The following is a 12,311-nucleotide window of genomic DNA, read 5'->3' as shown; positions in this document are numbered from 1 at the left end:
TAAGGGCGTGTTTCAAAAGGGTTTCAATCTTTCTTCGCCACCCAGAAACACGGGCTGTTAGCTCCTCCCCCCCTGCGGGGGAGGCTGGGTGGGGGGAAACGCAAACGCCTTTTCAACGCTGCCAGAATGAAAGAGGTTCCAGCTTCAGATCTTCCCCCCAGGCCCACCCATGAACAACATCTTTCACCTCGCCGCCAAAGATTTACGCGTGGCCGGACGCACGCGCGACACCCTCCTCGCCACTGCCTTCTTCGCCGGGCTGGTGCTGCTGGTGCTGGGGCTGGCGTTGGGTGGTAATGTGGGGCGCACGCTGTCCCAGACGGCGGGTGTGGCGTCCGGCGCAGTCTGGACGGCGCTGGCACTGGCCGCCGCCGTGGGCGCGCAGCGGGCCTTCGCGCAGGAGCAGGAGGCGGGAGCGCTGGAGCAGCTCACGCTGTATCCGGGGCCGCACGGGGCGCTGTATCTGGGCAAGCTGCTGGGCGTATTGGGGCCGCTGCTGCTGGTGGCGGCGTTCACGCTTCCGGCGGGGCTGTTGCTGTTCGGCGCGGCGGGTGCGGACTGTGTGCCGGGCCGCGAATGCGCGCCGACGCCATGGCCCCTGCTGGCTCTCGTCACGGTGTTGGGTGTGACGGGTTTTGCGGCTGGCACAACGTTTTACGGCTCCATCACGGTCAGCCTGCGGGCGCGCGAGGCGCTGCTGCCCGCGCTGGCCTTCCCGATTCTGGTTCCGGTGGTCATTGCCACCGTGCGCGCCACCTCTGGCCTGATTGAAGGCTTGCCCTTTGACGAGCTGTGGCCCTGGTTCGCCTTCCTGACCGCTTTTGATATCGGGACGATCATTCTGGCGACGCTGCTGTTTCCCTACGCGGTGGAGGGCTGATCTCTCCCCGTACAAAAGTACGAAGAGCATGTCCCACCCACCATTTGACACCCGCTCCTCTTCTGCTAGTATCAGAATATGAAGCGTCAATTACGTAATGAAGCCGATGCATATCCGGCCAGCGGACGCGGATATGTGCATGTCTGCCCGGACTGCGCCCTGCCGATGACCCTGCACGATCTGCGCGACGGCGATCAGGCGTACTGGTGCCACACCTGCGGCAAGGGCCACCGCGCGGGCGATCCGCCCATAGACGCGCTCAGGCCGCTGCCCCAGGCGGGATAACAGCGCAGGCCGGGGCGCTATGCTGGGCCGCATGACGGACCCAACCTCTTCGCAGGACCGCGCCGGGGCACTTTACCGTGAGGTGCTGGCCGGACAGGTGATCGCCGTGACCGGGGCCGACACGGGCTACGGCAAGACGGTCAGTACCGCCCTGGCGAAAACCGGGGCCAGCGTCGTGCTGATCGGCAACAACAGCGAATCGCTCTCGGCGCAGGCCAGTGCGCTGGAGCGCTCCGGCGGGCACGCCATTCCCATCAAGGCTGACGTGAGCGTGCCACTGGACTGGCTCAGTGCCCAGACCCGCATTCTGGAAATCTTCGGCGCGCTGCACGGCATCGTCCATCTGGCCGACAAGCGCACCAACGTCAGTTTCACCGCCCTCAGCGAGAACGAGTGGATGGAACTGTTCAACAGCAACGTCAAGAGCAGCGTCGCCATCGCGCAGATTCTGGGCCGCCGTCTGCCCGACACCTGGCTGACCATCATCGGCCCGCACGGCGACGAGCCGGGTTTGCAGGCCCACCCGCAGCGCGGCGCGATTCGCGGGCTGGTGGAGGCGGCGGTGCGCGAGGAGCTGCGCCTGAACATGCTGCTGCCCTCGCGCGCCAGCAGCGGCGACGAGCTGCTGGACCGCCCCCTGTCCGACGCCGTGCTGGCCCTGGCCGCCCCCCGAATGCGCCACCTGCGCGGCAACGTGATGGACGTGCCGCTGCCCGCCGCGCCAAAGGTTCGCCTGCCCGAACTGATGAGCGCCGTCAACGCGCTGTGAGCCGAAGATGAAATGCCCGTACTGCTCTGCCCCCGATTCCAAGGTGGTCAACTCGCGCCCCAGCGACGACGGGGCCAGCATCCGCCGCCGCCGCGAGTGCCTGAACTGCGCCCGCAGATTTACCACCTACGAACGCGCCCAGCTTGAACCCCTGATGGTGGTCAAGCGCAGCGGCCCGCGCGAGGCATTCAATCCCGACAAGCTGCTGCGCGGTCTGAGTCTGGCCACCGAGAAACGCCCGGTAGAGCCAGAGGCCCTGCGTGCCTTCGCCTACGGCTTCGAGGACGAGGTGGGGGCCGCCGAGATCGCCAGCGAGGAGATCGGCAAGCGGGCCATGACCTTCCTGCGCCCGCTGGACGACGTGGCCTACATCCGCTTTGCCAGCGTCTACCGCGACTTTGACAGCCTGGAACGCTTTATCGAGGAAATCCGGGGATTGAAGGACCGGGAGGAGTAGGCTCTTCCGGCAGGCAATCCTGCCCAGGCAATAAAAAACCCGCCCTCTCGGACGGTGATGGCAATACCATAGCGCCTAATACAGCCGGTGTCAAATTTATACATTGCCCTAAAATTCATGTGCTGGGACGGCATAATCGAACTTCTTTCAGGAATCCGTTTGCATGTTCGCGCGGTAGAATGCATTCAATCCGAGATTCCGGGTGTTGCCGAAGCCCAGGGATTCGTAAAAGGCCAGTTGCTCCGGCCCGTCGTCAGTCAGGAGCGCCGTCTGCATGACGTGGGCATAATGGTCCAGCACGGCCCCCATCAGCGCGCGGCCCACGCCCTGGCGCTGCCAGTCGGGCAAGACCAGGATGTCCTGCACGAACAGAATGCTTACATCATCGCTCAGACCGCGCACCAGACCGACGAGTTCGCCACCCTCGTTTCGGGCGGCCCACACGAAACTGGAGTGCCGCAGGGCGCGGGCCAGTGCCTGCGGGTCACGGGTGTAGGCGGTCCAGCCTACCGAAGCGTAGAGGCGAAGCAGTTCGTCCAGTGCGGGGGCATCTTCGGCAGTCAGGCGGAAGGTCATGCTGCAAGGGAGGCCCAGCTCAGGCTGGGGCAGCCGGACCCGTGTCGTCGGGGCGGGGGATGATGGGCGTCTCGTTGGCCGGAATGCGGCCCCGCACGTCTTTTAACAGATCGGCAATCCGGGCGAAGTCGGCCTTCACGTCCCCCGTCGGCTGCACATAACCGATGATGCCGATGCGCCTGTGCTGCCAGTCCAGCGCGGTCACGGCGATGGGCACGCCCGCTTTCAGGGCCATGTAATAAAAGCCGGTCTTCCAGTATTCCGCCCGGTTGCGGCTGCCTTCCGGCGCGACAAGCAGCACTATTTCTTCCTCGCGCTCGATCACCGAGACCACCGCGTCCACGAAGTTGCCCCCCGCGCGGCGGCGGTCCAGGGCAATGCCGCCCACGGCGCGCATGAAGATGCCCATCGGAAAATTGAACAGCTCGCGTTTGCCTACCCAGTGCAGCGGAATGCGGGTGGCCCACTTCCAGAACAGGCCCGGCCAGAAGTCCAGATTGCTGGTGTGCGGCGCGGCAGCCGTGACGAACTTGACCCCGCCCATCGGCGGCGGCTCCAGCAGCGGCGTCCAGCCGGTCAGCCGCAGCAGAAAGAGTGATACGCGCGATCCCAGTGTGTGCGGGCGGCCCAGCCAGGTGACAGACACGGCCCGAGTATACGGGGGGCGTTCTGCCAGAACTCTTGCGCGGCCTTACAGGCAGATCAGGCCGCCGCGTTCGCGGAGCAGTTCAGCCGCCGTGATAGTGGTGGGCGGTCAAGGATCTGGCCGTTTGGTTGGCAAGGTCACGGGCCAGAACAACTGGAGACTATGACTCCTGCCCAATCTTTACTTCCACGCAGTCCCTCCACTCAGTCCCGCCGGTCCCTGACCTTCACCGGCACTGGCTGACGCTCCGGCTCCTTTTGAATGGAGGCCAGCAGCAACGAGAAAACGATAGCCAGTCCGGCGAACACGAGTTCCATAATTCAGTGTGATCTGTAGCGTCTGACATTTGAATCACGGGTCAGTTGTTAAGTCCAGCCCCGCTGCTGCTAGCGCCGCATCAAACTGCTCCGCCGTCACGGGCAACACGCTCAGGCGCGAGCCTTTGCGGGTCAGGGGAGAGTCCTCCCACTGGGGCAGCGTGCGAATAGTGTCCAGCGTCAGCACGGCGGGAAAGGCGCGCACGGCTTCTACCTCCACCATGCTCCAGCGCGGGTTCTCAGGTGAAGATGCTGGATCGAAATAGGCACTGGCCGGGTCAAATTGCAGATCGTCCGTGTGGGCGGCCCGCGTGACCCGCGCCACGCCCGCAATTCCTGGCGTCTTGCTGCGCGAGTGGTAGAAGAGGCAGAGGTCACCCACCGCCATCTGCCGCAGAAAATTGCGCGCCTGGTAGTTGCGGACGCCGTTCCAGGGTTCGCGGCCCACGCGTTCCAGATCGGGGTAGCCAAAGACATCGGGTTCGGATTTGAGGAGCCAGTAGTGCATCGGATCAGGGTAGAGCGGGGAGGGGCGGCAAGTCCTCGGTGTCGTCTCCCAGTTGTATACAGCCGTCATGAAACAATGCCCCCCATGACTCCCCAGCCTGTGCCACGCGGCCTGACCGGACACGATCAGGCTCGCGCCGACAACCCATGCGAGATGACCCGCACCTTTGCCGGGGCGGTACCGGAGAGCCGATGATCCTGGGCATCGACATGGGCGCGAGCAGCAGCAAGTGGGCGCTGTTCTCTGGTGGGGAAATGACGGCCAGCGGCAACTCTGCGCCCCTTTCCGGCCACCTGTACACGCCCGAAGCGCGGCAGCACATGGCCGCCGGGTTGATCGGGATTCGCGCCGCCGTCCCCGCCCAGCCTTCAGCGGTGGTGGTGGGCATTACCGGTCTGTCAACCGACTTTGTGCCGCTGATCAGGGAAATGCTGTCCAGTACGTTCCATCTGCCCCAGACGGCGCTGTATGTCACCGACGATCTGCATCTGGCCTACGCCGCGCATTTCTTACGGGACGGCCCGGTGGGCGGTGGCACGCTCGTCTATGCCGGAACCGGAAGCATGGCCTATCACCGCACCGTTTCCAGTTACGGTACAGCGGCGGACGAGGTGATCCGCGCGGGCGGTCACGGTTTTCTGATCGACGACGCGGGCGGGGCTTTCTGGCAGGGGCGGCAGGGCCTGAAAGCGGTGTTGCGGGAAGTGGATGAGGGGTGGGGCGAGAGCCTGCTGGCCTCCAGACTCTTCGGGGTGATCGGTTCCCAGCATTGGCCGGATATTCGCGCCTACGTGTACGGCGAGGGCCGTGCAGCGCTGGCCCGGCTGGCTCCCGCCGTGTACGAGGCGGCGGTGGGGGGCGATCCACACGCCCAGGACATCCAGCGCCGCGCCGGGGAGGAACTGGCCCGGCTGGGTGGGGCCGTGCTGAGGCGCACCGGAATCCCCCGACTGGCCCTGTGCGGCGGCAGTTTCAACCCGCTGGTGGCTGCGTCTTTCCACAGGCAATTCGTGGACCGCGACGTCATGTTCACCCCCACCGTCTCGCCGCTGCTGGGGGCACTGGCGCTGGCTCCGGCAGGCTGAGAACCACCCCCGCCGCGTCACCCCCCGCTTGCGTGCCTTTGCCTACCTTGCCCGCGTGCGGGCCGCTCTAGACTGCGCCCGTGCGCCTCTCGCCCTGGCTTCCCGTTCTGCTCATCCTGGCGCTGGGGGCTTACCTGTTGCCCAACTGGCAGCCGAAGTTCGATCTGGTGCCCAGAGGGTCACCGCAGGTGTCCGCCACGCTGCCGGGCACGCTGCCCGAGGCCACCCAGGCGCTGTTCGAGAAGGTTCGCCCCGCCACCGTGCGCGTCGAGAGCCTGGACCCCCGCACCCGTGAGGCGGGCATCGGCACCGGATTTTTTATCAGCGACACCGGGCAGGTGCTGACTGCCTACCACGTCGTCAGTCTGGGAACGCTGTTTCAGATCAGCACGCTGGATGGAAAGTCGTACCGGGCCAAAGTGACCGCTTTCGACGCGCGGGCGGACGTGGCTCTGCTGGAAGTTCAGGGGCGCGGCCCGTTCCCCTTCCTGCCGCTGGCCGCCCGCGCGCCGCGCGTGGGTGAAACGGTGCTGGCGGTGGGCAACAGCGGCGGAGACTTCCTGCAACCCCGGCGCGGCGAACTGCTGCGGCTGGGCGCGTCGGCGGGCCGCGCCGATTTCCCGCAGGGCACGCTGGAAATGAATGCCCCGCTGGCCCCCGGCGATAGCGGCGGCCCGATTATCGACGGACTGGGCAACGCAATCGGCGTGGTCAGTTACATCAGCGTGGACAGCAGCGGCATCACCCGGCGCAGTTACGCGGTCCCGGTGGTGGACGGCGACAACCTGATCACGGCGCTGCGGACCGGAGAGAAGCGCGACGTTCCGGTGTTGGGCATCAGGTATGACGGTGTCCACAGCGGGCTGACTACTCCGGCGGGAATGGTCATCGCGGAGGTGGTCGAGGGTAGTCCTGCGGACCAAGCTGGGCTTGTGGGAAGTGCCTACGATGAAAACGGCAACCTCCTGTCCCTGGGCGACATCATTACCACTGTGGGCGGCCAGCGAACCCGCGATACGAATGAGGCGCTCACGGCCCTGCGCAGCGCCGAGGTGGGCGACACGGTGACCATCGGTTACGTGCGGGGCGAGCAGCCGCGCGAGACCCGTATCACCCTGGTGGCCAAGGCGAGCCTGCCTGATCTGCGCGAGTAAAGACGGCATTACGCCGCGCCTACCCGCGTTTCATCCTGTCCCAGTAGGCTAAAAGGATGTCTAGCGCATTTATGAAAGAGGAAGCGGGCGTGCCGTGGACGCCGCCCAGCGCCACCCGTGCCTACCGCGTCGTCTGGACGGGCGACATAGATCCTGCAAGTGCTGCCCAGCCGGAAGTCATGCGCGAAACCGACGATCTGCTGGACGCGTTGCGCTGGCTGGCAGACCGCCCCCGCCCCGGCTTCGAGCTGCGCAGCATGGACGGCGAACTGCTGGCGACCAACGCGGCTTAAACTGTCCTGCTTACCACTGTCCTTCCAGCGTGATCCGCACCGTTCCTGCCAGACTCTGCCCTGGCGACAGCACCCGCATGTCCACGCCCGCCACGCCCAGAGAAGCCAGATTGAAGGCGTCGGTGGCGTGCGAGACGGGTTCCAGCGCCAGATTACCGTCGGGCGCGGTGAAGACCACCAGATGCGAATAGACGTTGTCGGCGGTCTGCACCAGCGCCCGCGCGGGCTGGCCTTCGGTTGACCAGTCCAGCCGCACGACGCCGTCCCAGGCGGTGTAGGTCCGGTCCACCTGTCTGGAACCGACAGGAGTGGGCGTGTGGAAATCCTCGTCGGGCCGGACCTCCCGTGAGCCGCCCACCGTCAGTTGCCGCTCGTCGGTGTCGTAGGTCAATGGCGCGTCAAATTCCAGCGCCGGATCGATGTCGTCCTGAAGGCGCTCGAAGTATGGGTGCATTCCGATTCCGGCGGGCATGTCCTGGGTGTCGGCGTTGGTCAGCGTAATGGTGGTGTCCAGATGCGGCCCGTGCAGGCGGTATTCCACGCGCGCCGTGAAGGCCCACGGCCAGTTCGTATCGCTGAACTTCCGGCTGTCGAAGTCGCAGATCAGGTGACTGTCGGAAGCCCGTGTGACCGTCCACGGGCGGTTGCGAACGTCGCCGTGCTGGGCCAGCCCATTCTTGGTGTTGGGTGCAAGCTGCACGTCCTGACCTTCAAAAGGAAAGTGCGCGTCCCGGATGCGGTTGGAAAACGGGATCAGCAGAAAGCTGGCGCACTGGCTGCTGGTTTTCACATCCGCCACATCCACGGCCCGCAGCACCGGGCGGCCCGACGCGGCGCGCAGGTTCAGGACGCTGGCCCCCAGATCGGGCAGCACTTCCAAGGTCATCGCCCCGCTGGAGACCGTCTCGGTGCGGTGGGGTTCAGGCTGGGTCATTCGGACTCCGATTGGATCGTTTGCAAAAACGATGAAATCCGAGCGGATGCGAGAAGGATAAGGACGGGTTCCGGGTGTGGAGTGAACGAACCGGAGCTTTCCCGATTTGTTAACGAAACAGACGGAATCCGTATCACGCCTTGCCGCGCCCGCGCATCACCTCATGAATCAGGATGCCCGCCGCCACAGAGGCGTTCAGGCTGTCCACCTGCCCGCGCGTGGGGATGCTCACCAGCACGTCGCATTTCTCGCGCACCAGACGGCGCAGGCCCTCGCCCTCCGCGCCGATCACCAGCGCCACGCGTCCGCTGAAATCGGTTTTGGTCACGTCCTGTGCGGATTCGCCCGCTGCGCCGTAGACCCAGATGCGGTCCTCTTTCAGGGCGTCGATCAGGCGGGGCAGGTTCTTGGTCTGCGCCACCGGCAGGAAGCTGGTGGCCCCCGCCGCCGTCTTGGCCACCACGGGCGACAGCGGGGCGCTGCGGCGTTCCTCCACCACCACGCCGTGTGCGCCCAGCACCTCGGCGCTGCGGATGATCGCCCCGAAATTGCGCGGATCGGTGATGCCGTCCAGCAGCACGATCAGCAGCTCCTCGCCCCTGGCCTCGGCGCGGTCCAGAATGTCGTCCACGCTGGCCCAGGCCAGGTCCTCCACCTCGGCCATCACGCCCTGGTGGGCGGTGGTCCCGGCCAACTGATCCAGTTCGATGCGCGCGGCGAACCGCAGGCGCACGCCGCTTTCCCCAACCTCAGCTTTTAGCTCGTTCACGAAGCTTTCCTCGACGCCACGCGCCACCATGACCTCGCTCACCCGCCCGTCTTTCAGGGCTTCCAGCACCGGATTCCTTCCATACAGCAACATGCTGGGCAGTCTAGGGCAAGCCGGCGCTGCACTGCCAGAACAGGAGCAAGACAGTAAAAAGCCCTCCAACTCGGGAGGGCCTGTGGGATGAGGAAGCGTTTACTGCTGCGCGGGCTTCACGAACGCCGCGCTGTCGTAATAGGTGCGGAACGCGCCCACCTTGCCGTCTTTGGTCTCGATGATGCTGACGCCCCGGTACTCGATGTCGTCCCCGTTTTTCAGTTTGCCCGTGGCATTCCATTCCATCACGCCCAGGCCGTCGCTCTCGTGGTGGTGGGTGAATTCGCTGTGGATCGTCTCGAAGTCGCTGAGGTACGTTTCCCAGAATGCCTGTGCCCCGTCGGTGCCTTCCCAGACTTTGCTGGTCAGGTTGCTCAGGGTCACGTCCCCGGCGTGCAGGGCCACCAGGCCGGAGGGGTCCTTGCTGGATTCGGCATTTTGCAGCGCGCTCATGAACTCTTCGGTGGTGGTCATGCCTCACCAGACCACCCGGCCCGCCCGCAGAGGGTGTGTGGCCTTACCTTCAGAAAGTTTGATAAAGCTGCGAACGCACTGCCCTCAGCGCTCCGCGAGCCAGGCCAGCAGCTCCGTCTCGGGCAGCGGCGGGCAGACCCCGTAGCCCTGCGCGGCGTCGCAGCCCAGTTCGCGCAGGATGTCCAGTTGCTCGCTTCTCTCCACGCCCACCGCCACCACCCTCAGACCCAGGCGGTGCGCCAGATCGATGGTGGAGGCCACCAGCGTGACCACTCTGGGGTCGCCGGGCAGGCGGGCGGTCAGGGTGGGGTGCAACTTGATGGTGTCCAGCGGAAAGCGGGTCAGGGCGCTGAGGTTGCTGCCCGCGCCGTCGCCGAAGTCGTCCACGCTCAGGCGTGCGCCGTGGCTGCGGAGCTGCCCCAACATGTCCAGCGTTTCCTCGCTGTGGTCCAGCAGGCTGCCCGCCGTGACCTCGATGTCCGGCGCGCCCTGAGCGCTCAGCAGCGGCAGCAGACGGCTCAGGCCCTCGCTGCGGCGCAGTTCTTCCAGACTCAGGTTCACCGAGACCTGCCATCCGGGGTGCGCCTCTCCGCACTCGGCACGCACGCGGTCCCGGCTGGCCACGGCTTCCTCGACCACCCACTCACCGATGTGCGTGATCAGTTCGCTGCGGCCCGCCACCTCCAGAAAGCTGTGGGGCAGCAGCAGGCCCAGTTCGGGGTGCTGCCAGCGCAGCAGGGACTCTGCGCCCAGCGCCCTGCCGGTCTTGAGGTCCAGCAGCGGCTGATACAGCAGCGTGAACTCACGGGCGGTCAGTGCGCCGCGCAGGTCCTCTTCCAGCGCGTAGGCGCTGCGGACCCCGGCGCGCAGGGCCGGGGTGTAGAAGCCCAGGCCGCCCCGGCCCTGCTGCCGGGCGTGGCGCACGGCGATCTCGGCGTTCGAGATGTTGTCTTCTGCGGTCCCGCCCAGCGCTGTTTCGCCCAGCGCAGCCACCCCCAGCGCAAAGGTCAGGGGCGTCTCGCGCGGGCCGCAGCGCAGCGGAACGCTCAGGGCGCGCTGCACGGCTTCCAGCGCGTCGTGGATGTCCAGCCCTGGCATCAGCACGGCGAAGGTGCCGCCTTCCAGCCGGGCTGCGCTGCCGCCCTTCCCACTGGCCACGTCGCTCAGGCGGGCGGCCAGACCGATCAGCAGGCGGTCACAGGCCACCCGGCCCAGCGCGGTGTTCAGGGCACCGAAACCGTCGATGTTCAGGCAGACCAGCGCGCCTGTGGTTGTTTCGGCTGCTTCCAGGGCCGCCAGGTCCTCACGCAGGCCCACGCGGTTGTGCAGGCCGGTCAGGGCGTCGTGGCGGGCGTCGTGGTGCATTTTTGCCTCGGCACGGCGCAGCACGGTCACGTCGCGCAGGGTCAGCAGCAGGCCGCCCGACTGCACGCTGCCCCGGTTGCCGGTTTCGCGGCGGCCCGCTTCCGGTCCCACCGGGGTCACGCGCAGTTCCATGTGGCGCAGCGAGTGGCCGGGCAGCGCCAGCAGCACCTCGCGGCACAGCGGTGACGGCAGGGTGCGCCAGTCGGGCAGCGCCAGCGGTTGCCCGTCCGGCGAGAAGACCTTGACCCCCAGTTCGCCCAGCACCCGTGTTAATCCCAGGCCCATCAGCCGGGAAGCTTCCACACCCAGCAGCACTGCGGCGCGCTCGTTGATTAACTGTGCCCGGCCAGCCGCGTCTACCAGCACGGTGGCGTCATCAGAGAGGGCCAGCATCTGCGTGATCAGGCCCAGCGGGGCCGCGCCGCCCACGGGCGCACCCACACTCTCGGCCACCAGCAGCCCGCTCGCCGCAGAGTGGCGCACGCTCAGGGTCAGCGTCTCGCCTCCCGCCAGGGTCAGGTCTGCCTGCGCCTCGCCCCCCGCTGCCGCCAGCCGCACCAGATCACGCGCCGCACCCACGGACGCGCCGTCGAAGCCGGGCCAGTCCCACAGGGCCGCGCCGATCAGTGCCGGAGCGGGCTGACCGGGAATCTGCGGGGCCAGTTCGCTCAGGCCGGGGCTGGCGTGCAGGACGACTCCGTCCTCGGTCAGCAGCGCGGCAGGGGTGCGGGTGTCCAGCAGTGCCGAGACCCGCGCGGCCCGCTCGTATTCGCCGCTCACGTCCTGCAAGGTCACCATCACGCCCGCGCCCCAGCCGCCCAGGTAGGGCCGAGCCTCGCCGCGCACCCAGCGTGGGGCGGTGTCTGCCTGTCTGGCGGAAAGCAGCGCGTCGGGCAAACGCACCGAGCGGCCCGCCACTGCGCCCTGAAGCGCCCCCAGCAGCGCCGGGTGTCCGGGCAGCACCTCGGCCACCGTGCGGCCCAGCACTCCGGCGTCGCTGATGTCCAGCAGTTCCAGAAAAGGTCGGCTGACCCGCCGGAACACCAGTTCGGGGGTCAGCCACGCGGTGGCCACCGGAAGCTGCGTAACCAGCACCTCGGCTTCCCGCCCCGCCCCGTCCGGGCGCGAGGCCGCCAGCAGCATGGTCAGCACCTCGGTGGCCGTGGCTGACACGGGCTTGCCTTCCGGCCCACCGTCGCTCCACAGCAGCCCCAGCAGTTCGCCGTCGCGCGACAGCCAGGTCATCTCGCCGCTTTCCAGCCACGCCTCGGGCGGCTCCAGCTCCGGGCCGCACAGCTCCATGACGTCGTCCTGAAGGTGCAGCACCGCGCCGCCCACCCGCGCCAGCAACGCCGCTTCCGGCGCGTGAACACGCAGCAGATCGCGCAGGGCGGTGTGCAGCGCCGAGCTGGAATGGTCCGTACCGGGCACATGGACCGTGGCCTGGGCTGGAGTCTGGAGTGGGGCGCTGATCTGAATGGGGGCCGGGCGGCTGGCGCGTTTCCCGGTCACGGGGTCCGGGGCCGCACGCTTGGATTTGGACAGGGAAGGAGTCACGCTGAAGTTACCTCGCGTCTGTAGACGCTTTTGAATGTTCGGTCCTGGTGGGAAGACGCAGCAGCGGGAAAAAGGACAGGAAGGAAGCGGTGGAAACGGGCCACGGCGGGCGGCGGACAGGGGTTGAAAAAAACAGACCGGGACGAACA

Annotated in this window: 14 protein-coding genes; 7 read left to right on the top strand and 7 right to left on the bottom strand. The window is 66.9% G+C overall.

Going from position 1 to position 12,311, the window contains the following annotated elements; genetic code table 11:
* Positions 1 to 169: 169 nt before the first annotated feature.
* From Q319_RS0104370 to nrdR, 4 genes are all read left to right on the top strand, one after another.
* Positions 170 to 880, top strand: a complete 711-nt coding sequence (locus Q319_RS0104370) for a heme exporter protein CcmB (RefSeq protein ID WP_029480781.1) — start codon at positions 170 to 172, stop codon at positions 878 to 880.
* Between the two features lie 78 nt (positions 881 to 958).
* Positions 959 to 1,165: a hypothetical protein gene (locus Q319_RS0104365; RefSeq protein WP_029480780.1), complete on the top strand. Its 207-nt coding sequence runs from the start codon at positions 959 to 961 to the stop codon at positions 1,163 to 1,165.
* A gap of 31 nt (positions 1,166 to 1,196) precedes the next feature.
* Positions 1,197 to 1,934, top strand: a complete 738-nt coding sequence (locus Q319_RS0104360; RefSeq protein ID WP_051655101.1) for an SDR family NAD(P)-dependent oxidoreductase — start codon at positions 1,197 to 1,199, stop codon at positions 1,932 to 1,934.
* A 7-nt stretch (positions 1,935 to 1,941) separates the two neighbouring features.
* A complete protein-coding gene (gene nrdR, locus Q319_RS0104355; RefSeq protein ID WP_029480778.1) occupies positions 1,942 to 2,391 on the top strand; it encodes a transcriptional regulator NrdR in 450 nt (149 codons plus the stop codon).
* Between the two features lie 147 nt (positions 2,392 to 2,538).
* Here the strand turns inward: nrdR and Q319_RS0104350 are convergent, their stop codons facing one another.
* The 3 genes from Q319_RS0104350 to Q319_RS0104335 all read right to left on the bottom strand — a co-directional run bounded on the left by Q319_RS0104350 (position 2,539) and on the right by Q319_RS0104335 (position 4,438).
* Complete coding sequence (locus Q319_RS0104350; protein WP_029480777.1) at positions 2,539 to 2,967, bottom strand: GNAT family N-acetyltransferase; 429 nt, start codon at positions 2,965 to 2,967, stop codon at positions 2,539 to 2,541.
* A gap of 19 nt (positions 2,968 to 2,986) precedes the next feature.
* Positions 2,987 to 3,613 (bottom strand): 1-acyl-sn-glycerol-3-phosphate acyltransferase, encoded by a 627-nt coding sequence (locus Q319_RS0104345; protein ID WP_029480776.1) that lies wholly within the window; start codon positions 3,611 to 3,613, stop codon positions 2,987 to 2,989.
* Between the two features lie 351 nt (positions 3,614 to 3,964).
* Positions 3,965 to 4,438 carry an EVE domain-containing protein gene (locus Q319_RS0104335; RefSeq protein WP_029480775.1) on the bottom strand — a complete coding sequence of 158 codons (474 nt, stop codon included), beginning with the start codon at positions 4,436 to 4,438 and terminating at the stop codon, positions 3,965 to 3,967.
* A gap of 191 nt (positions 4,439 to 4,629) precedes the next feature.
* Here Q319_RS0104335 and Q319_RS0104330 point away from each other — a divergent pair, with 191 nt between their 5' ends.
* The 3 genes from Q319_RS0104330 (at position 4,630) to Q319_RS0104320 (ending at position 6,970) form a co-directional block, all read left to right on the top strand.
* Positions 4,630 to 5,523, top strand: a complete 894-nt coding sequence (locus Q319_RS0104330) for an N-acetylglucosamine kinase (RefSeq protein WP_051655098.1) — start codon at positions 4,630 to 4,632, stop codon at positions 5,521 to 5,523.
* A gap of 80 nt (positions 5,524 to 5,603) precedes the next feature.
* The gene (locus tag Q319_RS0104325; protein ID WP_029480773.1) at positions 5,604 to 6,677 is read left to right on the top strand and encodes a S1C family serine protease; all 1,074 of its coding nucleotides are present in this window, start codon (positions 5,604 to 5,606) and stop codon (positions 6,675 to 6,677) included.
* 56 nt (positions 6,678 to 6,733) lie between these two features.
* Positions 6,734 to 6,970, top strand: a complete 237-nt coding sequence (locus Q319_RS0104320) for a hypothetical protein (protein ID WP_029480772.1) — start codon at positions 6,734 to 6,736, stop codon at positions 6,968 to 6,970.
* Between the two features lie 10 nt (positions 6,971 to 6,980).
* On the opposite strand, the gene Q319_RS0104315 is transcribed toward Q319_RS0104320, so the two are convergent.
* From Q319_RS0104315 to Q319_RS0104300, 4 genes are all read right to left on the bottom strand, one after another.
* The gene (locus Q319_RS0104315) at positions 6,981 to 7,904 is read right to left on the bottom strand and encodes an aldose 1-epimerase (protein ID WP_029480771.1); all 924 of its coding nucleotides are present in this window, start codon (positions 7,902 to 7,904) and stop codon (positions 6,981 to 6,983) included.
* 133 nt (positions 7,905 to 8,037) lie between these two features.
* Complete coding sequence (gene rlmB / locus Q319_RS0104310; protein WP_029480770.1) at positions 8,038 to 8,766, bottom strand: 23S rRNA (guanosine(2251)-2'-O)-methyltransferase RlmB; 729 nt, start codon at positions 8,764 to 8,766, stop codon at positions 8,038 to 8,040.
* A gap of 99 nt (positions 8,767 to 8,865) precedes the next feature.
* Positions 8,866 to 9,240: a nuclear transport factor 2 family protein gene (locus Q319_RS0104305; RefSeq protein ID WP_029480769.1), complete on the bottom strand. Its 375-nt coding sequence runs from the start codon at positions 9,238 to 9,240 to the stop codon at positions 8,866 to 8,868.
* Positions 9,241 to 9,324: 84 nt separating this feature from the next.
* Positions 9,325 to 12,162 carry a sensor domain-containing protein gene (locus Q319_RS0104300; RefSeq protein WP_245618968.1) on the bottom strand — a complete coding sequence of 946 codons (2,838 nt, stop codon included), beginning with the start codon at positions 12,160 to 12,162 and terminating at the stop codon, positions 9,325 to 9,327.
* Between the last annotated feature and the right edge of the window lie 149 nt (positions 12,163 to 12,311).

Origin of the sequence: Deinococcus marmoris DSM 12784, assembly GCF_000701405.1 — a bacterium.
GTDB classification, from domain to species: Bacteria; Deinococcota; Deinococci; order Deinococcales; family Deinococcaceae; genus Deinococcus; species Deinococcus marmoris.
The sequence above is the reverse complement of the archived record's forward strand: the minus strand, read 5'-3'. Positions and strand labels throughout refer to the sequence as shown.

What these genes read in the sequence shown, in the direction of transcription:
- Q319_RS0104370 (WP_029480781.1), top strand. Translation starts at nt 170, where the DNA reads ATGAACAACATCTTTCACCTCGCCGCCAAAGATTTACGCGTGGCCGGA.
- Q319_RS0104365 (WP_029480780.1), top strand. Translation starts at nt 959, where the DNA reads ATGAAGCGTCAATTACGTAATGAAGCCGATGCATATCCGGCCAGCGGA.
- Q319_RS0104360 (WP_051655101.1), top strand. Translation starts at nt 1,197, where the DNA reads ATGACGGACCCAACCTCTTCGCAGGACCGCGCCGGGGCACTTTACCGT.
- nrdR (WP_029480778.1), top strand. Translation starts at nt 1,942, where the DNA reads ATGAAATGCCCGTACTGCTCTGCCCCCGATTCCAAGGTGGTCAACTCG.
- Q319_RS0104350 (WP_029480777.1), bottom strand. Translation starts at nt 2,967, where the DNA reads ATGACCTTCCGCCTGACTGCCGAAGATGCCCCCGCACTGGACGAACTG.
- Q319_RS0104335 (WP_029480775.1), bottom strand. Translation starts at nt 4,438, where the DNA reads ATGCACTACTGGCTCCTCAAATCCGAACCCGATGTCTTTGGCTACCCC.
- Q319_RS0104330 (WP_051655098.1), top strand. Translation starts at nt 4,630, where the DNA reads ATGATCCTGGGCATCGACATGGGCGCGAGCAGCAGCAAGTGGGCGCTG.
- Q319_RS0104320 (WP_029480772.1), top strand. Translation starts at nt 6,734, where the DNA reads ATGTCTAGCGCATTTATGAAAGAGGAAGCGGGCGTGCCGTGGACGCCG.
- Q319_RS0104315 (WP_029480771.1), bottom strand. Translation starts at nt 7,904, where the DNA reads ATGACCCAGCCTGAACCCCACCGCACCGAGACGGTCTCCAGCGGGGCG.
- rlmB (WP_029480770.1), bottom strand. Translation starts at nt 8,766, where the DNA reads ATGTTGCTGTATGGAAGGAATCCGGTGCTGGAAGCCCTGAAAGACGGG.
- Q319_RS0104305 (WP_029480769.1), bottom strand. Translation starts at nt 9,240, where the DNA reads ATGACCACCACCGAAGAGTTCATGAGCGCGCTGCAAAATGCCGAATCC.